This is a genomic window from Lyngbya aestuarii BL J, assembly GCF_000478195.2.
Taxonomy (GTDB): Bacteria; Cyanobacteriota; Cyanobacteriia; order Cyanobacteriales; family Microcoleaceae; genus Capilliphycus; species Capilliphycus aestuarii.
The window spans coordinates 43,999-65,596 of the sequence record NZ_AUZM01000034.1 but is presented as its reverse complement, the minus strand read 5'-3'; the positions used below and the strand labels follow the sequence as shown (position 1 = coordinate 65,596).

At 41.7% G+C, this 21,598-nt stretch carries 18 protein-coding genes, 1 tRNA gene and 1 pseudogene; 11 read left to right on the top strand and 9 right to left on the bottom strand.

Annotated elements, in window-relative coordinates; all coding sequences use genetic code 11:
* Window positions 1-220 precede the first annotated feature (220 nt).
* The 3 genes and pseudogenes from M595_RS15315 to M595_RS33020 all read left to right on the top strand — a co-directional run.
* Window positions 221-1,702 (top strand): carotenoid oxygenase family protein, encoded by a 1,482-nt coding sequence (locus M595_RS15315; protein WP_023067218.1) that lies wholly within the window; start codon window positions 221-223, stop codon window positions 1,700-1,702.
* A gap of 55 nt (window positions 1,703-1,757) precedes the next feature.
* Window positions 1,758-1,889 (top strand): hypothetical protein, encoded by a 132-nt coding sequence (locus M595_RS32750; protein ID WP_023067191.1) that lies wholly within the window; start codon window positions 1,758-1,760, stop codon window positions 1,887-1,889.
* Between the two features lie 7 nt (window positions 1,890-1,896).
* A pseudogene (locus M595_RS33020) lies at window positions 1,897-2,043 on the top strand (polysaccharide deacetylase family protein); the annotation flags it as partial.
* Here the strand turns inward: M595_RS33020 and M595_RS15310 are convergent.
* Window positions 2,006-3,406, bottom strand: a complete 1,401-nt coding sequence (locus M595_RS15310; protein WP_023067201.1) for a cobyrinic acid a,c-diamide synthase CobB — start codon at window positions 3,404-3,406, stop codon at window positions 2,006-2,008. The pseudogene M595_RS33020 and the gene M595_RS15310 sit on opposite strands and share 38 nt — an antisense overlap.
* 427 nt (window positions 3,407-3,833) lie before the next feature.
* Between M595_RS15310 and M595_RS15305 the strand changes: the two genes are divergently transcribed.
* From M595_RS15305 to M595_RS15275, 7 genes are all read left to right on the top strand, one after another.
* Entirely contained in the window at window positions 3,834-4,649 is an 816-nt protein-coding gene (locus M595_RS15305) for a hypothetical protein (protein ID WP_023067230.1), read from the top strand.
* A gap of 127 nt (window positions 4,650-4,776) precedes the next feature.
* Window positions 4,777-5,931: a glutamate--cysteine ligase gene (gene gshA, locus M595_RS15300; protein WP_040484173.1), complete on the top strand. Its 1,155-nt coding sequence runs from the start codon at window positions 4,777-4,779 to the stop codon at window positions 5,929-5,931.
* Between the two features lie 166 nt (window positions 5,932-6,097).
* Window positions 6,098-6,562, top strand: a complete 465-nt coding sequence (locus M595_RS15295) for a tRNA (cytidine(34)-2'-O)-methyltransferase (RefSeq protein ID WP_023067222.1) — start codon at window positions 6,098-6,100, stop codon at window positions 6,560-6,562.
* 555 nt (window positions 6,563-7,117) lie between these two features.
* Window positions 7,118-9,247, top strand: a complete 2,130-nt coding sequence (locus tag M595_RS15290; protein ID WP_023067217.1) for a peptidoglycan DD-metalloendopeptidase family protein — start codon at window positions 7,118-7,120, stop codon at window positions 9,245-9,247.
* A gap of 145 nt (window positions 9,248-9,392) precedes the next feature.
* Window positions 9,393-9,465 (top strand) — tRNA-Met (locus M595_RS15285).
* A gap of 193 nt (window positions 9,466-9,658) precedes the next feature.
* Complete coding sequence (locus M595_RS15280; protein ID WP_009784683.1) at window positions 9,659-10,255, top strand: peroxiredoxin; 597 nt, start codon at window positions 9,659-9,661, stop codon at window positions 10,253-10,255.
* 129 nt (window positions 10,256-10,384) lie between these two features.
* Window positions 10,385-10,933, top strand: coding sequence for a peroxiredoxin family protein (locus tag M595_RS15275; protein WP_023067177.1), 549 nt, complete (start codon window positions 10,385-10,387; stop codon window positions 10,931-10,933).
* Here M595_RS15275 and M595_RS15270 read toward each other — a convergent pair.
* Together M595_RS15270 and M595_RS15265 are read right to left on the bottom strand one after the other, a co-directional pair.
* Window positions 10,930-12,276, bottom strand: coding sequence for a helix-hairpin-helix domain-containing protein (locus tag M595_RS15270; RefSeq protein WP_023067186.1), 1,347 nt, complete (start codon window positions 12,274-12,276; stop codon window positions 10,930-10,932). The two genes, M595_RS15275 and M595_RS15270, sit on opposite strands and share 4 nt — an antisense overlap.
* Before the next feature lie 35 nt (window positions 12,277-12,311).
* Window positions 12,312-15,002: a trans-splicing intein-formed DNA polymerase III subunit alpha N-terminal partner DnaE-N gene (locus M595_RS15265; RefSeq protein WP_023067229.1), complete on the bottom strand. Its 2,691-nt coding sequence runs from the start codon at window positions 15,000-15,002 to the stop codon at window positions 12,312-12,314.
* 78 nt (window positions 15,003-15,080) lie between these two features.
* Here M595_RS15265 and menD point away from each other — a divergent pair, with 78 nt between their 5' ends.
* Complete coding sequence (gene menD, locus M595_RS15260; protein WP_023067183.1) at window positions 15,081-16,826, top strand: 2-succinyl-5-enolpyruvyl-6-hydroxy-3-cyclohexene-1-carboxylic-acid synthase; 1,746 nt, start codon at window positions 15,081-15,083, stop codon at window positions 16,824-16,826.
* Here the strand turns inward: menD and grxC are convergent.
* The 6 genes from grxC to M595_RS15230 form a co-directional block, all read right to left on the bottom strand.
* A complete protein-coding gene (grxC, locus tag M595_RS15255) occupies window positions 16,823-17,140 on the bottom strand; it encodes a glutaredoxin 3 (RefSeq protein ID WP_023067181.1) in 318 nt (105 codons plus the stop codon). The two genes, menD and grxC, sit on opposite strands and share 4 nt — an antisense overlap.
* A 45-nt stretch (window positions 17,141-17,185) precedes the next feature.
* Complete coding sequence (locus M595_RS15250) at window positions 17,186-17,434, bottom strand: hypothetical protein (RefSeq protein ID WP_040484172.1); 249 nt, start codon at window positions 17,432-17,434, stop codon at window positions 17,186-17,188.
* A 252-nt stretch (window positions 17,435-17,686) separates the two neighbouring features.
* Window positions 17,687-18,472, bottom strand: coding sequence for a PspA/IM30 family protein (locus tag M595_RS15245; protein WP_023067202.1), 786 nt, complete (start codon window positions 18,470-18,472; stop codon window positions 17,687-17,689).
* Between the two features lie 208 nt (window positions 18,473-18,680).
* Entirely contained in the window at window positions 18,681-19,466 is a 786-nt protein-coding gene (locus M595_RS15240) for a PspA/IM30 family protein (RefSeq protein ID WP_040484171.1), read from the bottom strand.
* 172 nt (window positions 19,467-19,638) lie between these two features.
* Window positions 19,639-20,313 (bottom strand): PspA/IM30 family protein, encoded by a 675-nt coding sequence (locus tag M595_RS15235; RefSeq protein WP_023067187.1) that lies wholly within the window; start codon window positions 20,311-20,313, stop codon window positions 19,639-19,641.
* A gap of 18 nt (window positions 20,314-20,331) precedes the next feature.
* A complete protein-coding gene (locus tag M595_RS15230) occupies window positions 20,332-21,543 on the bottom strand; it encodes a hypothetical protein (protein ID WP_023067204.1) in 1,212 nt (403 codons plus the stop codon).
* Window positions 21,544-21,598: the final 55 nt, after the last annotated feature.

The following is a 21,598-nucleotide window of genomic DNA, read 5'->3' as shown; positions in this document are numbered from 1 at the left end:
AGAGAATTTACATCCCCTATTTTAGTTTAAATTTTGTATTTTTGTTTTATTTGTTACTGAATTTTTAGTCTAAATTTGTTTTTAATTAAATTAAAATCGTATCTTTGATAACAGATTAAAATAAAATTTAGATTGTTATTAAAATAGAATAAATATTTTTTCCGATCTCTAGATTCTTGGTTTAAAATCTTAGCCACCTCTAGAGATATTTTTTTAAAATATGAAACGGTCGAACTTTTCCAGACGAGATTTTCTAAAAGCTGCTGCATTCGCCTCTTTTCTTTCGACTGTTGGGGGTCATTCTCTGTTAGCTTTGTCTGCTCCGAGTCGAAAATTAATTTCAACCCAAGAATGGTTAAGTGATAACATTTTCTTACAAGGAATTAACGCTCCCGTTTTTCAGGAAGTTGATGTTGATCACTTAAAAATAACCGGGGAAATTCCCGCAGATTTAAACGGAATGTATATGCGAAATGGCCCTAATCCATACTTAAAGCCAGCTAATTATCAATATCCCTTAGAAGGGGATGGAATGATTCATGCGGTTTATCTCAAAGAAGGAAAAGCCAGTTATCGAAATCGCTGGATTCTCACCAAGAGTTTACAGCAAGATATGGAGGGAAAAGAACGACAAAATATGCCGCTTGTGAACTATGCCAATACTAATATTGTACCCTATGGCGATCATTTATTGGCGTTGTATGAAGTCGGATTACCCTATCAAATTTCTAGCGAATTAGAAACTTTAGGAGAGTGGGATTTTGATGGCGAACTCGAAGAAGCAATGACCGCACATCCCAAGGTTGATCCGATAACGGGAGAGTTACATTTTTATCGCTATTCTCTGTTAGCTGCACCTTATTTAGTGTATTATGTCGCCGACAAACAGGGAAAAATTATTCGGAAAACTCCCATTGAAATGGAATCTCCCGCCCTAATACATGATACAGCAATTACTGAAAATTACATTATTTTCTTTCATTGTCCTTTAGTTTTCAATGTATTTCAAGCGCTCGGGGGTGGACTTCCGTTTGAATGGAAGCCGGAATATGGTACAAAAATCGGGTTAATTCATCGCAAGAATATTGATCAAAAACCGATTTGGATAGAAACAGAACCCCTGTGGATGTGGCATTTTATGAATGCTTATGAACAAGAGGGAGAAGTTGTTGTTGATTTTGCCTATCATAATCAACTGAAATTAGATCCCGCTACTGTAAATTATGGACAAGAGATTAAATCTCATCTGCAACGATTGATTATTAATCCAGAACAAAAAACAGCAAAACATGAACCTTTAGATGATCGAGTCGTTGATTTCCCCACCTTTGATTCTCGTAAAACTGGACAACCCTATCGGTTTGGATATACGCCTCATATCGATGTCGAATTAATTGCAAAAAATAAAATTCCTAACTATTTCTCTGAACTGATTCAATATGATTTAGAACGGAAAGTTTCTCATGTTCATCGCTTTAAACCCGGACGTTATTGTGGTGAAGCAAGTTTTATTCCCAAGCAAGGACAAGAGGGTGAAGATCAAGGATATGTGGTCACATTTGTCTTTGATGAAAACACCGCAACCAGTAGTTTAGTGATTCTTGACCCCGCTAATTTTGCCAGTGAACCTGTGGCTGAAATTCATCTTCCGGTTCGGGTTCCCAGTGGTTTTCATGGCAATTGGATTTCAAGCGTAATATAATGGCAACATAGAGGTACACTATACTCAATTCTCCCTAAAATTGAGGTTAAAACTGATGGTTAGCCGAGGTCCAGGACTGATTTTTCAGGTTTTGCTGTTGTATCTGACTGGTTTAATGGGACTCAGTTGGAATTTAGAAAAAGCAGGTGCATCGACTTTTATATTAGAACCTCCAACTCAATATTAATCAAGTTCATTCGGGTGCTATTGTTTTACTCCATGATGGCGGAGGAAGTCGTCATCGTACAATTGAGGCGTTACCTCTGATCATTGACACCTTAAAACAACAAGGCTATCGTTTTGTTACTGTTCCTGAATTGTTGCAGATTCAGCAGAATTAAACATCGAACATTGCTGTAAAAATCTCGTTGGAATTTCGGGATTATTTCCCCAGTGTAGATGTAAATAAGACGCATGAAGATTAGTAAATTGCCATCCTTCGCCTATTGTTTCGTTCTCTAGATTTTTACCATAACGCTTCATTTTATAGAGGGGATTTGGGGATTCTAAGGTGAGTTCGGAACGATGAAATTGATGTCCAAAAATAGTTGTTTGTTTGGGTAATAAGAAACTGTCTTGTAATATATTGGCTTGATAATATCCTAATTTTAATCGTTTTCCCATGAACGCTTTTGTGGGAAGAATCCCCACCATTGGCCAATATTTGTTCTCAAAATCAATTATTTCTTCACATAAGTACATCAATCCTCCACATTCGGCGTAAGTTGGTATTCCTACGGAGATCAGATCTTGAACTGCTTTTTTAACTGATAAATTTTCGGATAACTGTTTTGCAAAGAGTTCGGGAAAACCACCCCCAAAATAAAAACCTTGAATATTTTCGGGAAGTTGAGTGTCATTTAGAGGACTCCAAAAAACTAATTCTGCTCCGAGTTTTTGTAAAAGATCGAGGTTATCTTGATAATAGAAACTAAAGGCTTGATCGCGAGCTACCGCAATTTTAACAGGAAGGTTTAGATCGGGTTTTTTAAGATTGAATTGAATATATCCTGTTTTTTGAGTCTTAAACAAGGGAAGCAGTTTTTCCCAGTCAAAACAGTCTGCGGCTAAATGAGTGAGTTGATGAATTAAAGTTTGTAATTGAGGCAGTTCATCGGTGGGAACTAAGCCTAAATGTCGCTCGGGGAGGTGAATTTTATCTTGTCGTCGTACAATCCCAAGAATGTCTATATTTAAAGGTTCTAGAGCTGATTTTAAGAGTTCTAGATGACGATCACTGGCGACTTTATTTAAGATTAAACCTGCAAATTTAAGTTGAGGATTGAGTGTAGTAAAACCATGAGCAATCGCGGCGACTGAACCAGATAATCGACTACAATCGATGACTAATACGATAGGTAAATTGAGTATTTTAGCAATGTGAGCGGTAGAGGCTGTCGGGATTTGATGAATCTGGGGTGAAACTCCGTCAAATAATCCCATCACGCCTTCGATCAGAGCATAATCAGTATTTTGAGTATGATGAGTAAAACACTGTTTAATATAGGGTTCTGATGTAAGAATGGGATCGAGATTGCGACAGGGTTTTTGAGTTACAAATTGATGAAACATTGGATCAATATAATCAGGGCCAACTTTAAAAGATTGGATATTGAACTGATGGTGTTGGAGATAGGCTAAAAGCGAAAGGGTAATGGTTGTTTTACCTGATCCACTCCGATCCGCAGCAATGATCACAGTCATTTTCGATTTCTCCTTGAAAATACTTAGAGTTGATGTATTTAATTTTACCAGCTAGGGTTTGGTATAAAATTAACAACTCAAGTCTAGTATAAATATCTAGAAAATTGGCTTGACTTTAGGTGGTTTTTTTTGATACCATGATGTTAGAATTAAAAACAAATGACGAGCTAAAAAATTAACAAATTGGAGGCGAATAAAGATAAACATAAGTTGAAGTTAGATGAAGACGGGTTCGCTAAAAATGAGTGAGTTGAGGGTCAATCTACACAAAAAGATTAAACCGATCAAAAACACATAAATTTGTGATTTATATCACACCTAGAGTCTGTCCAGGCGATCTAATCAAGCTATTCAATCCCTATTAAGTTTGCTGACTGTTCACAATTTTTATCCCAGAAAAACCCACAGAAAGCTTTAAGTGAGAGCCATGCTAAAGTACAAAAGAAAGAATTTCCTTGAACCCTTAAAAAGTAATGCGTTGTTTGATCGGTTGCCCCCAGAGGTGCAGCAGTGGGCGCAGGGTTTACCCTGGAACGAACGGCGCTATGTTCTATCTTTGTGTTATATTTTGTGCGGTTCCTCTCCGGAGAAGCAAGCTGAGTTTTTAGACGAATATACAGCCGACGGTTTAGTGTCCAAACTCTTAGAAGATGTTGATACCTTACAACGAATCAAACGGTATTTAACCTGGTTTAAACTCGACACCAATTTGAATGAATCTCTTTTGAGAAACTATATCAAGCAGTTTTATGTTCACTCTGCTCAAGATGCTCGTTGTCAGCCCGAAGAATATCTCGAATCTGCCTTGAGACTGGCTTTAAACCCCGAAGATAAAGACAAAGTATTTTATTATGTTTTAGGGTTTGAGTTATTGAAATTAATGTTTAATATGAGCTGGCTTCAGCATGAACGCTTATCCCGACTGCAAAAAAATCCGGATGATTTCATCCGAAACTATATTAAACCCATTCAGAATACACACAAACTCAATGGAATCGTTGTTCCTAAAGATGAACGAATATTTTTTGCTCGGAGAGATTACTTCATCAAGAAACCCGAGATTTCTCCCCGCAAACTCACGGAACTAATTCTGGTCACTTTTACCACCGATCAAGTAATCAATTGTGGCTTTTCTGTCACCCGTCATATTCGTTCTGTAGAATTTGACTACGACTATGTATTCAATGCTGCGGAGGAATCAGAAAGTATCTTTCCTTGGGAATGTGAATCCATGATAGGATAATTAGAGTTAACGCCGAGAGAACAAAGGCGAAAATCCGTAATATCTGAATAAAGATCCCTCTACCTCGCTCTAAGTTCAGATTGCGCCCCAACCTCCGGCCCGGAAACGCACCAACTGAGGAACTAACGTGCTATTGTCAAAAGGCTTTGAAGTAGAAATGTATACTGGCACTCCTCAAGGAGAAGTTGTCGGCCTTTCAGATCGGATTGTCGCTGAACTAGAGGGATTTGTGCGAGAACCCGATAGTCGTAATGTCGAGTACACGACTGCGCCTTTGTGTAACTATGATCGCCTATTATGTGCTTTAGTCAAGCCTCGACGATCGCTGCGATCGGCTCTCCAGCAATGGGGAAACTATACGCTCATTCCCGGAAGTACCCTATCTCTGGGTGAAAGTGACTGTTTTTATCGCTCCGATCCCAATAATCCTTACCATACTCATATCGAGGAAACCTACGGCACCACTGTAGTAACCGCTAGCATTCACATCAATATTGGCATTAGTGACCCGGAACTGTTGATGAAAGCCATTCGCCTCGTGCGGGTAGAAGCACCGTTATACTTAGCTTTGAGTGCTTCGTCTCCCTTTCTCGATGGTCAACCCACAGGCAACCATTCCACCCGTTGGTCTGTTTTTCCGCAAACCCCTCAACACGTTCCCTTATTTGAAAGTCATTCCCACTATATTGACTGGACAGAGGAACAACTGGCTCTGGGAACGATGTACAATGTGCGTCATCTGTGGTCATCGGTACGACCCAATGGCGATCGCCGTCCCTACAACCTCAACCGCTTAGAACTGAGAATTTGTGATCTAATTGTCAACCCCGTGGCTTTACTAGCTGTCACTGCCTTGATCGAAGCGCGACTGTGGCAAATGTTTGAAGATCCGAGTCTTGACCCCCTCGAACAAAGTAATTTTCCAGCCAGTACCCGAGCTTCAGACTTAGTAACTTTAACCGAAGAAAACGAAGCCGCAGCAGCTCATCAGAGTTTAGAGGCTTCTCTACGACATTGGAAAAACGGTCAAGTGATTTCGGCTCAAGATTGGATTAGCCAACTCTATCAAGAAGTTTGGCCTGTTGCTAAACGGCGAGGCTTTAGCTGCTTTTTATCTCCGGTGAAGAAAATCTTACAAGAGGGAAACACAGCTCAACAGTGGTTAAAATTGCATCAACAGGGATTAAGCAGTCGCCAGGTCATCCAACAAGCGATCGCTGAGATGGAAAAACAGGAAGAAGAATTTGAAGACAAATTGTGTCAACCGCCTCTTGTGGCTTGAGCGCGATCTATCGTTTAGAATATCTTATCGGTGGGTTGATTTTTGAAATATAAAAAAAAACTATGAATTCCGGTCAAAATGAACGCATTCTGAACGGAGAATTTCTTATTCCTCTATTTTTATAGAGGTGATGGGTTGAGAGTAAAAGATTGATCCTGAATTATCCATGCCGCGTGTTGTTTTGATTCAACCTCAGATCCCCCCCAATACAGGTAATGTAGCTCGAACTTGTGCCGCCACCCGTACAGAGTTACATCTGGTTGGGCCGTTAGGATTTGAAATTAGCGATCGCGATTTAAGGCGAGCTGGCCTCGATTATTGGCCCTATGTTCCCTTAAAATTACATTCCTCGATAGAAGCCTTTAAACGCTATCACCAATATTGGGGAGGACGCTGGATTGGCTTTAGTAAGCGGGGTAAGCAGAATTATGTTCAGTTTCAGTATCAAGCCGATGACTGGTTATTGTTTGGACCCGAAACCACCGGGTTATCCCCCGAACTCCTCTCTGCTTGTGATGTGACGACTTCAATTCCGATGAGTGAACTGGGTGTGCGGAGCTTAAATCTGTCTGTTAGTGTTGCAATTGGCTTGTTTGAGGCTGGTCGCCAATTGGGCTTTTTGGATCAATAGTTCCCTGAAAGTGAGTTGATTTTGCAGAAAAGAGGGGGGATTCCCACCCAAAAATTGGCCAAGTTCGATAATTTTTTTTTATAAATACCCGGATTTAGGTTCCCTGGATTCGTGATAGATTTTATTCATCTAAAAATCGCTCTTTTGTCGAGGCGATCAGCCTCAACGCTTTATTCCTTGGGGAGTTGATCCTAGAGTGAAGTGAGTAAACTCATGTGTTGAAGTCAGACTAAAGAGTTAGACCCGAAAGAAAAGAGAGTTGTACTTTTCTCAAGAGTTAGTGTAGATTCACATCTGGACTCTTAAATCCATTATGTGTCCCATTGTGAACATCACTGAACAGTTAGGCTGGTATTGTTGATCATCGATTCTGATTCAAAGGAATAGATAGAATAAACAAACTGCTTGCCGAAATCAACAAAGCAGGGTAACCTGACGTAAGCATTGATGACTGTCAGTGACGTATATCAATTTATAAAAGTGATTGATATCACTGATTTGAATCCCTTGAATTATCCAAGGACAGTTAAACGCTTCTCCATAGGAGGTCGTTCTTTGAAAGGAACAGTTCCACATTCAGACCAACCTGCCACGAAAGCCAAAAAGCAAGAGGCTAAAGTGGTTTTCGCACAGCAGGCAATTTTCTTAGGTAGCAGTAAGGCATATACTTCTGCCGCTTTCCTCGGTTTAGCAATTGCCTCCGGTATTCTCTGGCCTGAAGGGAGTCGAGCCAATACAGTATCCTCTGTGGCGACACTCACTCCGGAAATGCAGCCCACCTCTGATGGAGTCTCAAACTCTCAAGAGGGGGCCGCGCAGGCAGCTACACCCGTAAATAATTCCGAATGGCAACCCTCTTTGCTGCGGAATTTATCTGAGCTAAACGACAACTCTAATCGGGCTAATTCCTCAGATCAAGGAGTAGAGTCTGTTAAATCACCGAAATCGGGTTTAACTGAGTTGTCCGAGTCCGAGTCTCAAGCTCCTCTGGTGGGTTCAGAATCCCGCCCCAATTCAGCAACATCCCCATCTACTGTTGAGCGGAATTCATCGACCTCAGCATCTCAGGACGCTCTCTTTAATAATTCAGGAGACTCATCAGAGTCGTTGGCAACCCCTCGTCGTCGATCTGCTCAATCAAACTCCTCTTTATTGGAAGCGGCAGGTACAAATCAGCCCTACGCAACACCTGAAGTGCCTGGAGCGATTGTGATTGAATCAGAGTTAACCGATAACTCGGTTTCAGTAGTCTACCGTGTTAATGCAGGGGAGACGCTGGCTCAGATTGCTCGCCGTCATCATGTGTCTGTCGATGAGATTCTCAGAACTAATAATCTGACTGACCCTAATTTTATACAAGCCAATCAAAATCTTAGAATTCCTCAACGAGCTTCTCATCGTTCCCTTTTTCAAAATCCCTCTTCAAATCAGCCTTATAAATTTGGAAATTCTCAAAATTTAGCCACAGAATTTCCGTCTAGAGAGCAATCTCTTTCCAGCTTTACAAACGAGTCCCGCTTTGGTGATTCGGTTACGTCTTCGGAGTTGTCCTCGCAGCTGAAGTCCAAAACTTTAAAACCCATTGGCAATCAGTTGAGTCGAGTTAAGCCTTATACTCTGAGTCCCAATTCTGAAGCTGAAAGTCAGTTTTCTTTAGATCAACTGGCGACGATTAAGGCCTCAGGTGCAATCACCGAACCAACGGCGATTTCTGCTCAAATCCCCTTTGCTCGTGATCAAGTCCAGACTCAACTGGTTTCCTCTACTGTTGATCTCCGCTCGAAGTCTTCCGGGGTTAAGAGCGACTCGTCTTCTCAACTCCATACCAGTCGGTTGCGGGCAGATGTTGACCGATTGCGTCAAGAGTACAAGATTCAGCAAGCCCAACAGCTAGCAGATGCCTCTCAACAAACCTCTGAGGAGTCGTCAACTCCAGAAGATGTGACACCGACTAACCCTCAACAACCGTTATTATTGCGTCGGATCAACCCGGAGTTCAACCCGGATGCCTATCGACGGCAAAAAGAAGCCGCAGGCGGAAATACTCAACCTCCCGAACAGTCTGCCCCCTCACCGGAGTTAACGGCTCCTAGCAGTGCTGCTTCTCTGCGACCTCAACAGGAACTGGAAGCAGAACGTGATGATCGCTCTGTAGTGGCGACTGCACCGATTGGCCCCAATGCTTATGATCCGTTGCAAAATCCGGCTCTCGGACGTATTGTTTCTCCGGATTTACCTCCCCTTGCTGGCCCGGATACTTATCTGCCGGGGGGAACAATGCGGTTTAATGGCTATATTTGGCCGTCGAGAGGGATTTTAAGTTCGGGTTATGGTTGGCGTTGGGGACGGATGCACCGAGGAATTGATATCGCGGCTCCCATTGGTACACCTATTTTTGCGGCGGCGCCTGGTGTGATCACTTATGCCGGATGGAATAGTGGCGGCTATGGTAACTTGGTGGAAATTGAGCATCCCGACGGCAGTTTAACCCTTTACGCTCATAACAGTCGTGTTCTGGTGAATAAAGGTCAGAAGGTGGCTCAGGGTCAACAAATTTCGGAAATGGGCAGTACAGGCAGAAGTACAGGCCCCCACTTACACTTTGAGATTCATCCTTCTGGACAAGGTGCTGTCAATCCGATGGCTTTGCTTCCGAGCGAACGGGATAATCTTTCTCAACGATAGGGCGACTTTTTCAGTGACGAGGGAACAGTGAACAGGTTAGGGATAACTCTCAACTGATTCCCCATCCGCTGAAAAATTTAGCCAGTCAAAAACTTGCAATCTCTCATCGACTTTTGCTATAATTAGTAACCGTTGATGAAAATCTGGCTCCGTAGCTCAGTGGTTAGAGCAGGGGACTCATAAGCCCAAGGTCGCAGGTTCAAATCCAGCCGGAGCCATCTGAATATCAATTAAAAAAGTACGTTTCTAAAGAATTAGAGCGTACTTTTTTGATAGGTTGCGTAGTTGTAGTCATTTCGAGTATGATATCCTCGTAACAATTCGTAAACCCGAGGAAGTATCCAGAGGATTCACTTCCCGATCGGATTGAGTGGGACATCATCGTTAGAGCAAGTCAAGGAGAAATACGTTATGGCAGAAGAGTGCATTCGCGTTGGTTTATCTGCACCAGAATTTACCGCAACTGCTGTCATCGATCAAGAATTTAAGACCATCAAGCTGTCTGACTATCGCGGCAAATATGTTGTCCTTTTCTTTTATCCGCTGGACTTCACTTTTGTTTGCCCGACTGAGATTACAGCATTTAGCGATCGCGCTGAAGAATTTACTAAACTCAATACCCAAATCCTGGGTGTTTCCGTTGACAGTGAATTCTCCCATTTAGCTTGGATTCAAAGCGATCGCAAATCGGGTGGAGTTGGTGACTTAAAATATCCCCTGGTTTCTGACATCAAGAAAGATATCAGTGCCGCTTACAACGTCTTAGACCCTGAAGCTGGAATTGCACTGCGGGGCTTATTTATCATCGATAAGGAAGGCGTTATCCAACACGCTACCATCAATAACCTCGCATTTGGTCGCAATGTGGATGAAACCCTACGCACCTTACAAGCCATCCAGTATGTACAGGCAAATCCGGATGAGGTTTGTCCTGCGGGCTGGAAGCCAGGTGAAAAGACCATGATTCCTGATCCAGTCAAGTCTAAAGACTTCTTTGCTGCGGTCTAATCTAAGTTAAACCTTGAGAATGAGTCATGGGGATGGGAAAATCAGGGACAATTATATATACATCAATATAATGGTTCGTCTTTGACCCGTCACCCCAACTCGTTCTTTCGTTGTTAACTTGTGAAAATCATGCTGACTTCTACTGATTTTAGTGGCTTACTCAATCGCCGCTTCTTCAACAACTTTTTACCCATTCCGGCGACCTATTATTTGCAAATGGGTTTAAAGACACCGGATTTTCAACTTCCAGATATTACCAATAGCCAGTCCGTTCGTCTTTCTAACTATCGGGGAAACTGTCCGGTGGTTTTGGCATTTACTCGGATTTTTACTGAAAAACAATATTGTCCCCTTTGTTATCCTCATATTAAGGCGCTCAATGAACGTTACGAAGAGTTTGTGCAGCGAGGAGTAGAGGTCTTGATGATTACCAGCACCGACGAGCAACAAAGCCAAACTGTGGTTAAGGATTTGGGTTTAAAAATGCCCTTATTGTGTGACCCCAACTGCAACACATTTAGGCGCTATAAATTAGGTCAAGCATTAGGAGCGCCTTTACCTGCTCAGTTGATTTTAGATCGGGATGGAATACTCCGTTATCAACATTTATTTTCCTTTTTGGAGTCGAACGCAGGGATCGATAAACTCTTAACTGAACTCGATCAACTTAACACCTAGTCGTTGTTAAAGATACTGGCTTGAAATTCCCTTTCTTTGAGGCGATTAACAATCCCTTCTAGATCTTCAACCCAAAATCGCTCGCCAAATCTTACTAAATATTGGTTGGAGACTACTGCTTCAACTGGATATTTTTTCTGGTCTGGATTTCCATTATAATCCTGCAAAAGCGTTTTTAGGTTATTCATCGTTTCGGTTTTTTCGATTTCTTCGGGTGTCAGGTAGAGCCTAACTGAGGCTTGCTTTTCTTGAGGTTTCACACTTTCTAACAGGCGCTGAACTGATTCGGTTTCATCTATTATAAGCTGAATTTTATCCTCCTGTTTATCAACTTTACCCGTCACCAATAGGGACATATTTTCTTTGAGAGAATCTTGAACCTCTTGATACGTTCGGGGAAAAACAATTGCTTCGGCTTGTCCGCTCATATCCTCAACTTGCAGAAACGCCATGCGACCGCCTTTCTTGGTAACGTGCTGCTTAACTTCCACAACCGTTAAAAAAACTTTGACTTTTTTTCCTTTATGCTCTGCCAAATCTTGCAGCGTCACCGCATCTTCAATCAGTTTGGCTTCAATAATAGATTTGAGGGGATGTTCGGAAACATAAAAGCCGAGTAATTCTTTTTCAAATTGTAACTTTTCTTGGGTCGAAAAATCATTTACCTGTGGAGGTTTGGGAGCGCCCTCGTTAGTATTTTTTGTGCTTGTTTCTCCCAACAAGTCAAAAATATTACCCTGACCAATTTCTTTATCTTTTGCTTTTCCCTGCGCCCAAGGAATTAAAAAGTTTAAGTGTTCAATGGCTTGCTTTCGATTATTATTTAAACTGTTTAACGCCCCGCATTTTATTAAAGCTTCCAAAGCTCGACTGTTGACGATTTGCAAGCTGATTCGACTACAAAAATCGGGTAAATCTTTAAACTCTCCGTCTTTTCTACGCGCCTCTAAAATATTCTCAATCGCCGCTTCTCCTACATTTTTGATAGCAGATAATCCAAATATTATTTTACCATTTGCAGGCGTAAAATCGACTTCAGAACGATTCACATCAGGAGGAATCACTTTAATATTTAAACTGCGTTGACAGGAATCAATATATTTTTGAACTTTATCCGTGTTATCACTATTTTCGGTGAGCAATGCTGCCATATATTCAACAGGATAATTGGCTTTGAGATAGGCAGTTTGATAGGTAACAAACCCGTAAGCCATCGAATGGGATTTATTAAAACAGTTAGATGCTACTGAACCATTTGCCAGCAGAAAATTATGGTCTGTCTCAACTCCAATATCATAAACAGTTTGACTGTCTAAAGACTTTCGACTCACAATTTTAACCATGTTTGTAACTCCTTATTTGATGATTTTCACTTTAATTATACCGAATCTGCATTAACCTGTTTTAATTCTAACCCTTTTTCAAGAATCTCATCGATGGGTAGCATTTGATTATCCATTGTCATAAACTTATGATCTTTTGTCGCCCGAATTGTTGAACCATCTTCAAGACTATACTCAAATACTTCTTGTTTTCCTCGATTATGCCATTGAGCAATAGGTTGAGTATAAATCAAACCATTTTTATCAACACTATAAACTGTACATTCTATCTTTTCATCCACAACTTTACCTATCGGTATTGCTCCATATTCGACTGTCAAAATTTCAGTATCATAACTCAGGCAATATTCTGCGAATGCTAACATCTGATCAAATAAATGTTCAGCAATTTGTTTACTCACACCATTTTTCGTTGAACCATCAATAAATGCTTCTCTTTGTTTCTGCATTTCTGATAGCTTCTTTTTCCCCATCGCCCGACGTAATAAATCTGCTTGACCTAACGAATATCCCGCTAAATCTTGCGCCATTTTCATAATTTGTTCTTGATAAACGAGAATCCCGTAGGTTTCTTGTAAAATCGATTCTAACAACGGATGTTCGTATTCAATCGGGACTCTTTTGTGTTTCCGCTCAATAAATTTGGGAATCAATCCCGCATCTAATGGCCCAGGTCGATATAAAGCTAAAATAGAAGAAATATCCTCAATATTAGAGGGTTTTAAATCCCGAACAATTTGCCGCATTCCCGAGGATTCCAACTGAAATACACCTTCTAAATCTCCTCGTTCTAATAATTTATAGGTATTCTGGATGTCCTGCGGCAGTTTTTTAACCTTTCCTTTTGCGAGGATTTGACAAGCCCTCCGTTCATCGAAAGGAAGTTGATCGGGATGAATTTTAAAATGATGATTTTCTTCAATTAATTCCACAACTCGCTGAATAATCGTGAGGTTTTTTAAGCCTAAAAAATCCATTTTTAACAATCCAAGGGCCTCAATATCTTCCATAAAATATTGAGTAATTACAGCCCCGTCATTATTTCGTTGCAAAGGTACAATTTCATCTAAAGGCTGTTTAGAAATCACCACACCCGCAGCATGAACTCCAAAGGTTTTGTTCGTTCCTTCGATCCGAATTGCCATATCTATCCACTGACGCACAGGAATCGTTCCGACTTCATCTCCCACATCATTTTTGATTGGAACATCTTCAGTTTCATAAGCAGTTTTAAACTCAGGTGAGGGCGTATCATCAGAAATCATGACTTTTAATTTAGCCGGTTTTCCTCGCGCAACCGGAATTAATTTCGCCATTTGATCGGATTTACTGTAGGCAATTCCTAAAACGCGGGCGACGTCTTTTAAAACCGCTTTGGAAGTCATGCGGTTAAAGGTGATAATTTGAGCAACTTTATCTTCGCCATATTGGTTCGTTACATATCGAATCATTTCATCCCGCCTAGCGATACAAAAATCCGTATCAATATCAGGCATAGATTTCCGTTCTGGATTCAAAAAACGCTCAAATAATAATCCGTGATGAACCGGATCAATATTAGTAATTCCTAAAGAGTAAGCAACCAAGGAACCTGCGGCAGAACCTCGGCCAGGGCCAACGGGAATCTGATGATCGCGAGCATATTTAATATAATCCCAAACAACCAAAAAATAGGTGGAAAATCCCATTTTTTGCATCATTTTTAGTTCGTATTCTAAACGTTCCCGATAAATTGGTGGAATTTCTGAACGAGTCTGTATTTTGATCTGGTCTTGTAATCTTTCTATTAGCCCTTTCCAGGTCACTTCTTCGAGATAAGTATCTGAGGTATGATTGGGTGGAATGGGATAATCTGGAATACGAGATTCACCTAAAATTCCAGTGTAGGGTTCAATTTTTTCAGAAACTTCTATTGTATTTGCAATCGCTTCTCGGATCACATCATCCGGTAAATGATCCCGAAATAACTGCGCCATTTCTTCGGCTGATTTTAGATATTCAGTCCCCGAATAACGCATTCTTTTATCTTCGGTAATTAGTTTTTGAGTGTTAATACAAAGTAACGCATCGTGAGCTTCGACATCATAACAAGAGATGAAATGAGAATCATTGGTTGCAATAATTTTAATGTCAAATTCACGGGCGATTTTGACTAACTCTACGTTAACAATTCGATCTTCAGGAGAACCGTGATCCTGGATTTCTATATAATAATCGTCCCCAAACACCTCTTGATACCATTGAGCCGCTTTCCGAGCCACATCTGAGCGTCCCTGTAAAATGGCTTGGGGAAGTTCTCCTCCCAAACAAGCACTTGTCACAATTAACCCTTCGTGATACTGTTCTAAAAGATCTTTATTAACACAAGGACGGGCAAAAATTCCTTTCCCTTGAAACCCTTTGAGATGAGAAATTGTTGTGAGTTTAACGAGGTTTTTGTAGCCTTTTGTATTTTTAGCTAAGACCACTTGATGATATTTTTTTAAACGGCGCTGCTGTTGGGTAACATCACCATTAATAACATACATTTCATTCCCAATAATGGGTTTAATTCCCTTGCTTCGACACTGTTTAATTAACTCAATTGCACCATACATAACACCGTGATCGGTGACAGCGATCGCAGGCATTTTTAATTCAACGGCTCGCTCAATTAATTGAGGTAATTGAGAGGCTCCATCTAAGAGGCTATAATCACTATGAATGTGCAACCCTACAAAAGACATAATTATTTTCTAGAGATTTTATAGAGACTTTAAACCGTAGAAATTGAATAGATTTGTTAACTTCAGTATGATAGAGTTATGATCGACTTTCGCAATACAAATACCGTTTGGGCTTCGATTATGGTTGAAACCCTATACAAACTAGGATTAACCACCGCTATTATTAGCCCTGGTTCTCGTTCTACCCCCCTGACGTTTGCTTTTTCCCAACAGTCTGAAATTGAAACAATTCCCGTTCTAGATGAACGTTCTGCGGCTTTTTTTGCCTTGGGAATTGCTAAAAAATCAGGTTTACCTACTGTTTTGGTTTGTACCTCGGGAACCGCAGGAGCAAACTTTTATCCGGCTGTTATCGAAGCCCGAGAAAGTCGAGTTCCGTTATTAATTTTAACAGCAGATCGTCCACCTGAATTACGAAATTGTCACGCTGGACAAACGATTGACCAAGTTAAATTATACGGTCATTATCCCACTTTGCAGAGCGAACTTGCAACCCCTTCTTTAGAGCTTGAACGGTTAGGTTATCTGCGACAAACGCTAATCTATGGATGGGAGCGAACGCAGGTTCCGATACCGGGGCCAGTGCATCTAAATTGTCCGTTTCGTGATCCTTTAATCCCTGTCCCCCAACCTGCCGCTTTAGCATTAGAAGCAACGTTTCCCTCCGATTTTTTTTCAATGGTTTCTTTTGAACAACCCGTTAATTCTACTCTTAATTTAAACCCATATCTCGAAAAATGGCAATCTTGTAAACAAGGCTTAATTATTGCGGGAGTTGCTCAACCCCAGTCTCCCCAATTATACAGTCAAGCGGTTGCTAAACTCTCCCAATTTTTAAACTGGCCTGTATTAGCAGAAGGGTTATCTCCCCTGAGAAATTATCATCACATTAACCCGAACTTAATTGCAACTTATGACTTGATTTTACGCAATCAAAACTATGCAGAAAAACTCACCCCTAAAAGTGTGATTCAAATTGGAGATTTACCCACCAGCAAACAACTGAGAACGTGGTTAGCAAACAATTCCCCTCAAACCTTTATTATCGATCCAACCTATCAAAACCTCAATTCTTTACACAACTCAGCGATTCACTTGCGGTATTCTATCGAACAAATTGCTGATAGTTTATCCGAATTAAAACCTAATAACAATAACAAAAACTATATCCAACTTTGGCAGAATGCAGAAGCTGTTGTTAGACAAAAATTAGAGCAAGAAATGACAACACTTGAAGCTTTAATAGAACCAAAAATCTCTTGGCTTTTGCCGCAAATCTTACCGCCTCAAACCCCTTTATTTATTTCTAATAGTATGCCTGTCCGAGATGTAGAATTTTTCTGGATGCCAAATTCTTTAGAAATTCAACCCTTTTTTAATCGAGGTGCAAATGGAATTGATGGCACATTATCCACCGCTTTAGGCATCGCTCATCATCATCAAAGCAGTATATTACTAACAGGAGATCTCGCTTTACTTCACGATACCAACGGCTTTTTACTCAGAAATAAATTCAAGGGTCATTTAACCATTATTCTAATTAATAATAACGGAGGCGGAATTTTTGAACTATTACCCATTGCCGAATTTAATCCCCCTTTTGAAGATTTTTTCGCAACGCCTCAGCATATTGATTTTGCTCAACTCTGCACAACTTATGAAGTAGAGTATCAAAAAATCCAATCTTGGCATCAACTCCAACAACACCTAAACCCATTACCAAAACAAGGAATTCGAGTGCTAGAAATTACCACGAACCGCCAACTAGACGCAAAATGGCGGCAAAATACACTCAATCAATTAGCAACTGATTTAGACTCTTAAACAGTAATACTTTCTGCTAACAACGGATCTAAACTCCCTTGACTATTGAGTTGATAAAGCTCGTCGCATCCGCCAATATGTTGATTATTAATAAAAATTTGAGGAACACTCCGCCGTCCATTTGCTCGTTCAGCCATTTGGTTTCGGGCAGTATTATCGCCATCTATTTTATACTCAGTATAATTAACCCCTTTCCACCACAATAATAATTTAGCTCGAATACAATAGGGGCAGGTTTGCCAAGTATAAATTTCAACATTAGCTTTGACTTGTTCAGGATGCCGTCCCAGGATAGGATTAAGAAAATCAAACATAATTTAGGGTTTTATAATGGTATTGTTTCGAGGAAATCGACTCAGTTAAAACGTTGTTGTCACTTGTTTAATTTGATTTTGAGCGCGAGATAACCGCTTTAAATCTCGGAGCATTAGAGCATAATAGTGAATGGTAAACAAAAGATTAATTCCGAAAAAAATAGCAGTTAAGAGAAACCGAAACATTGTACCAAAGCTAAACTCAGAAGCCATTGTAAAAATAGAAAATACAATGGAACATAAACCGAACCCGGAAGCAAAGGAACTAAGAATCAGTAAACGCACTTTAGACATTGTTGAGTTTAAAACAGATCGATGACAGGACTCCAACCTATTATTCCTGATTTCCCCCCTAAAGTTCAAGTGTTTTCTGTAATTTCTCTGCGGATCAACCCTCTTATTTTCTCGGAGTCGGGGAATATTCCGAGGAGAGTTGGAAACAATAGCTCTCTATGAGTACAAAGTCGCTAATTTTCCCACAACCTCAACCCATTCTTAACAGAGAGCCAAAGTTCAACACGATTTCCAAACTCTAAGTCTCCCCAATTAGATTTTGTTGAGTTGCTGACGTAACTCCTCAAACTCGCGATCAACTTCTGTTTTTTGGGCGGGAGTTTGGGGTGTAGAAGTCGGTTGTTCACCCGCCGGAAGTTGACCTTGAGGTTGAGCCGAACCCCCGAGCATATTGGCTTTGAGCGCTTCTAACTCGTCATCAACACCGCTTCCGGCTTCAAGTGCTTTAAACTGACTTTCTAAGTCCGCACCTGTTAATTCTCCTGCGGCTTGAGAACGAGCTTCCATTTGCAGGACTTTTTCTTCCATGCGCTCAAAAGCTGCCATTCCGCCCGTTACATTAATACCGTCCAGCATTCCCTGTAACTGCTCATTGGCTTTCACCACTTGCGCCCGAGCCTTGAGCATATTTTTCTTGGTTTTGGCTTCGGAGATTTTGCTCTCAAGCTGAATTAAGTTGCGTTTGAGGGTATCAACTTGAGCAGTTTGCCCATCGAGAGCAACTTTAACAATATTGGCTTGCTCCTCAGAACTTTTCTTACGCTGTAAAGCTTCTCGGGCGAGGTTTTCCTCTCCCTTTTGCAATGCCAGTTGAGCGCGAGACAGCCAGTCATTGACTTCAGATTGATATTGCGTGTATTGCTGCTGGCTGCGTTTTTGAGAAGCCATTGCCAGAGCCACTGCCTGACGGAGTTTCATCAGGTCTTCGTGCATATCAATAATCGTCTGCTCTAAAATCTGATCAGGATCTTCAGCCTTGCTGATCATATCGTTTAGGTTTGCTTTGACAAGACGGCTAATCCGATCAAGTAGTACCATAACACTGTTTTTCCTTGAATAGTTTATAGAGTTAAGCGCAGTAGCTTGACGAGTCAATCACCCCTCTAAAATGAGTTGGCTTTGAACAACTGCTGCCACTTGCTACTACTTCCTATCAGTGTCAACTTATTCATTTATGAGAAACCCAAACAAATCCCGAACAAAGAGCCAAACTTGAATGCTGTCTCGCAACTCCAAGCCTTTCCAACTAGAGATTATCGAGTTGCTTGCGTAAATCTTCCAACTCACTATCGACTTCTGCTTTTTGGGCGGGAGTTTGGGGTGTAGAAGTCGGTTGTTCACCTGCGGGAAGTTGACCTTGGGGTTGAGCCGAACCCCCGAGCATATTGGCTTTGAGCGCTTCTAACTCGTCATCAACACCGCTTCCGGCTTCAAGTGCTTTAAACTGACTGTCTAAATCTGCACCTGCCAATTCTCCTGCGGCTTGAGAATGAGCTTCCATTTGCAGAACTTTTTCTTCCATCCGATCAAAAGCAGCCATTCCGCCTGTTGCATCAATACCACCGAGCATTCCCTGTAACTGCTCATTGGCTTTGGCCGCTTGCGCCCGAGCCTTGAGCATATTTTTCTTGGTTTTGGCTTCGGAGATTTTGCTCTCTAGCTGAATTAAATTCCGTTTGAGAGCATCAACTTGAGCGGTTTGCCCGTCGAGAGTCAACTTAATGGTGTTGGCTTGCTCCTCATAACTCTTTTTGCGCTGCAAAGCTTCACGAGCGAGGTTTTCATCTCCCTTTTGCAGAGCCAATTGAGCGCGAGATAGCCACTGGTTGGATTGAGATTGAGATTGGTTATATTGCTGTTGGCTGCGTTTTTGAGAAGCAATTGCCTGAGCCACAGCCTGACGGAGTTGTACCAGGTCTTCCTGCATCTCAATAAGAGTCTGCTCTAAGATCTTTTCTGGATCTTCAGCCTTGCTCACCATATCGTTTAGGTTCGATCTCACGACACGGCTAATCCGATCGAATAGTCCCATAACGTTGTTTTTCCTTTAGCGGTTTATAAAGTTAATTGCAGTAGGTTGACAATTTAACCGACCTGTATAGAGTCAGTTGCTCAAAGCCAACTTCTACTAGCTACTACCTCTAGTTTAACCCTATTACCGGATCTAGCCCTCTTGCTGGGTACTGAATTTTTTAGATTCTCCGTCAATCACTATTTCCGGGTAGCATTTTTGCTTTCATGGCAGCCAACTCTGCATCAACATCATCATCGCTGCTTTCGAGAGCATCAAACTGTTTTTCGAGATCATTAGCCGAGAGTTCAGCCATTGCCTGAGAACGGGCTTCAAGCTGCATTACCTTGTCTTCCATCTGTTCAAAGGCATTTATTGCCCCACCCGTGCTAGTATTGCCGAGAATCTCGTTGAGTTTTTCCGAAGCTTTCGCCGATCGCGCCCGAGCAATAAACAAGTCTTTTTTCGCCTTCGCCTCACTAATTTTACTCTCTAGCTTTCGCATATTTTTCCGTAACTGATCAACCACTTGAGCTTGTTGTTCGAGTTGAGCCGACATTGCTGCTTCGGTTTCTAGATAAGATTTGCGACGAGTTAACGCTTCTCGGGCGAGTCGTTCTTCCCCTTTTTGCAAAGCCAGTTGCGCTCGTCTGTACCATTCTTCGGCTGTCGTTTTCGCCTGAGAACATTGTCGTTCGGTGCGTTTTTGGGTGGCAATGGCTTGAGCAACCGCTTGTCTGAGTTGCACCAAGTCCTCCTGCATATCCATCACCGTTTGTTCCAGAATTTTCTCTGGATCTTCGGCTTGACTAATCAAACTATTAATATTGGCACGAATCACTCGCCAAATGCGATCAAAAAAGCCCATAATTCATCTTCTCCCAACCTATTGCCCTGCTTTCGGGGTGTCGTACTGCACAGAAATTCCTTGTACCCGCAGTTCTTCTGCTAACCGTTTGGCGGCTTCTGGATTATCCAACGCCCCCATTTGCACTTTTACCCCGGTTTTAAACTCTCGCACATAGGCATCGGGTACCACTTCTCTGGCTTTTTCTAGCGATCGCTCATCAGTGTAAGATGTCACCACATAGTACAGATTATCACCAGCTTTCACCGGATTAGTATTCGGTTTGGTGGCGGCTCCGGCTGCGGGTTTGGGAACGGGGGCTGGTGCGGGTGCAGTTGTGGGTACGGGTTTGGGAGTGGGTGGAACCGGATCTGGAAGCAGTTCGTTGGTGAGGTTGCTCATGCCAGGCCCACTGGGTAACGGACTCGGAGGGGTTAAATTCTGGCCATTGGTTGGAATCGGAGTTTGAGTCGTGGGAGCCGGAATGGGATTTGGACTCGGATTAATATTACTGAGTGTATCTAAATCTAGATCGACAAACTCACGAGCGGCTAAGTTGGGTTGAGGTTCAATTGATTCAATCGTATTGGGATCAGTTATTTCGTCTGTTTGTTGGGCGTTGGGGTTCAATTTACTCAACCAGCGATTTAACCCTAACGTTGCCATTCCTGACGGGGACATCACAACATACCCTAAACCAATACAGGATAAGAGAAACAGCAACATTGAGCCAATTCCAACAGGCGTAAACAAACTCGCTGCCCAACTCCGTTGCCGACGTTTAGCCCGACGTTCTTCTAAGCTTTTAACCAGTTGTTGAGAAGATTCGAGATAGCCATCGGGTTCACGGGTATTGTCAGAGAATGAAGTGAAAGACGAACCCGATGAGTTGGAGTGACTGGGTTCTGACTGTAACTGGGTACGAGGGGCGAGAGGGGCGGAACCCGGTAAAACCACAGATTCCCAACCCGATGAGATTTGAGAACTCGATGATTTAGACTGGGAAGAAGGTGTCGAACTGGGTTCTATATTATTTTCACCGTCCGAGACAGACAACACTTCTGAGGGTTTTTGTGTGTAGGAATTAGAAGGCTTTTTAGCCTCTGTTGCGGGGGTTGTCTTGCGTCGATAACGTCGATATCGGGAAAGTTCGTCTTCGAGTTGAATATCTAGACTCCCTAAAACAGCTTTTAATGCAGGTTGCAGGGAATCTGAGGTTTTGGAACTGTTGACGACAGAAGATTGACTCATTCGGGGAACTCCTCGCAGTTTTTAATGATGGCTTAAAAATAAAATTAGCAGTTAT

Coding starts and splice junctions, on each gene's coding strand:
- M595_RS15315 (WP_023067218.1), top strand. CDS start 221: ATGAAACGGTCGAACTTTTCCAGACGAGATTTTCTAAAAGCTGCTGCA.
- M595_RS32750 (WP_023067191.1), top strand. CDS start 1,758: ATGGTTAGCCGAGGTCCAGGACTGATTTTTCAGGTTTTGCTGTTGTAT.
- M595_RS15310 (WP_023067201.1), bottom strand. CDS start 3,406: ATGACTGTGATCATTGCTGCGGATCGGAGTGGATCAGGTAAAACAACC.
- M595_RS15305 (WP_023067230.1), top strand. CDS start 3,834: ATGCTAAAGTACAAAAGAAAGAATTTCCTTGAACCCTTAAAAAGTAAT.
- M595_RS15295 (WP_023067222.1), top strand. CDS start 6,098: ATGCCGCGTGTTGTTTTGATTCAACCTCAGATCCCCCCCAATACAGGT.
- M595_RS15280 (WP_009784683.1), top strand. CDS start 9,659: ATGGCAGAAGAGTGCATTCGCGTTGGTTTATCTGCACCAGAATTTACC.
- M595_RS15275 (WP_023067177.1), top strand. CDS start 10,385: ATGCTGACTTCTACTGATTTTAGTGGCTTACTCAATCGCCGCTTCTTC.
- M595_RS15270 (WP_023067186.1), bottom strand. CDS start 12,276: ATGGTTAAAATTGTGAGTCGAAAGTCTTTAGACAGTCAAACTGTTTAT.
- M595_RS15265 (WP_023067229.1), bottom strand. CDS start 15,002: ATGTCTTTTGTAGGGTTGCACATTCATAGTGATTATAGCCTCTTAGAT.
- menD (WP_023067183.1), top strand. CDS start 15,081: ATGATCGACTTTCGCAATACAAATACCGTTTGGGCTTCGATTATGGTT.
- grxC (WP_023067181.1), bottom strand. CDS start 17,140: ATGTTTGATTTTCTTAATCCTATCCTGGGACGGCATCCTGAACAAGTC.
- M595_RS15250 (WP_040484172.1), bottom strand. CDS start 17,434: ATGTCTAAAGTGCGTTTACTGATTCTTAGTTCCTTTGCTTCCGGGTTC.
- M595_RS15245 (WP_023067202.1), bottom strand. CDS start 18,472: ATGGTACTACTTGATCGGATTAGCCGTCTTGTCAAAGCAAACCTAAAC.
- M595_RS15240 (WP_040484171.1), bottom strand. CDS start 19,466: ATGGGACTATTCGATCGGATTAGCCGTGTCGTGAGATCGAACCTAAAC.
- M595_RS15235 (WP_023067187.1), bottom strand. CDS start 20,313: ATGGGCTTTTTTGATCGCATTTGGCGAGTGATTCGTGCCAATATTAAT.
- M595_RS15230 (WP_023067204.1), bottom strand. CDS start 21,543: ATGAGTCAATCTTCTGTCGTCAACAGTTCCAAAACCTCAGATTCCCTG.